This is a genomic window from Bowmanella denitrificans (assembly GCF_002887595.1).
Lineage (GTDB): Bacteria > Pseudomonadota > Gammaproteobacteria > Enterobacterales > Alteromonadaceae > Bowmanella > Bowmanella denitrificans.
This window is the reverse complement of the sequence record NZ_PEBU01000037.1, coordinates 1-1,225: the sequence shown is the minus strand read 5'-3', so window position 1 is coordinate 1,225 and position 1,225 is coordinate 1. Positions and strand designations below refer to the sequence as shown.

The 1,225-nt window shown below is 49.4% G+C and carries 2 protein-coding genes; both read right to left on the bottom strand.

From position 1 onward, the window contains the following. Window positions 1-146: 146 nt before the first annotated feature. Window positions 147-404, bottom strand: a complete 258-nt coding sequence (locus tag CSR04_RS24640) for a hypothetical protein (RefSeq protein WP_102799000.1) — start codon at window positions 402-404, stop codon at window positions 147-149. 100 nt (window positions 405-504) lie between these two features. After that, complete coding sequence (locus CSR04_RS24635) at window positions 505-1,074, bottom strand: hypothetical protein (RefSeq protein ID WP_102798999.1); 570 nt, start codon at window positions 1,072-1,074, stop codon at window positions 505-507. Between the last annotated feature and the right edge of the window lie 151 nt (window positions 1,075-1,225).

The following is a 1,225-nucleotide window of genomic DNA, read 5'->3' as shown; positions in this document are numbered from 1 at the left end:
TGGTCTTGGTTGGGATGCAGCAAGGCTTCAAGCTGCTCGCGCAGCAGGCGTATTACCGCCTGATACTCTGTCAGGCGAGCTTCACGTAGCGCTGTTATGGCCCCGCGAAAGCCCATGTGAGCCGGTATAGGCACTAGCATGGGCTATCAAGCCTCTGCGTGTTTCTTGGCGATATCGGCCGGGACTTCACCCAGCAGTTTGCGGCCATCCGTGGTCACTACGGTGATCTCACCACCGCGTACAATCCAGTCCAGCACCTCTTCCTCCTGGACATCTACCTGCTTAGGTTCGGTCAATGGCACCTTTGTGACTTGGTGCAGCATGGGCTGTTTGTCTTTACCCAATTTGGGTACATAGACAGTGCGTTTTACCAGTTTGGCAACGTCTGCTTTGGTTAGGGCCATGGGTGTCTCCGCTGTAGTAGGTTTATGGCCCAGTTGGGCCAGCGGAGGTCAGGTTAGGTTATTGGTTGGCGGGATATAATTTAACGTGTGTTACTTTGCTCTAATCTAATTGCATCATCTTGATAGCATCAGTAATGGTCTGCAGGCCAGTACAGAGACTTTTTGATTTCCACTTGGCCTTATTGTCAAAATCCCTCACCATTACTCGGCTACCAATACTGAGCATGGCTGCATTGCGACGCTCCACTAATGTGAGTACCTCATCAATATCAGCCAATACAACGAATACGGCATCTTTCACGCCTGGAGGAAAATCAAGCTGACATGCCTGAAGGTTGATCCCAATACTTTTTAGCTTTTCCACAACTTCGTCGGGTAAATATTCAGACTTACCAGTTGCTAAGCGTAACCGCCCAATCGCCGACACACACGCTGAAGACAATGCCATCATTTTGTTCCCCAGATTCACGCTCTTTGATTTCTTTGAGTCCAAGTGGCTCTTCATCGCTACACTCACACTTACAACGGCGGTAATCAAAATACCAATGTCAGACAACATGGCGATTACATCTTTCACCGTTGTGCCTGGCTGGTTAACCAAAACCAGCATCAGCACAAATACAAACAAGGTATATACGTATAGGTTGCGTGAGATTTGAAAACGCGGCATATCCTGCTAATCCAACTCCAGTTAGGTGCTTTAGTTATAACCGCCTGGTGCATGGCGGCCAAGTGCTTTGTTAAGCCACCGCCCGATCATACTTTTGTGCCGGCGGATTGACTTCCCAGTGTTCCATCCAGGGCGTTAGGTAGCAGCCGCA

Coding starts and splice junctions, on each gene's coding strand:
- CSR04_RS24640 (WP_102799000.1), bottom strand. CDS start 404: ATGGCCCTAACCAAAGCAGACGTTGCCAAACTGGTAAAACGCACTGTC.
- CSR04_RS24635 (WP_102798999.1), bottom strand. CDS start 1,074: ATGCCGCGTTTTCAAATCTCACGCAACCTATACGTATATACCTTGTTT.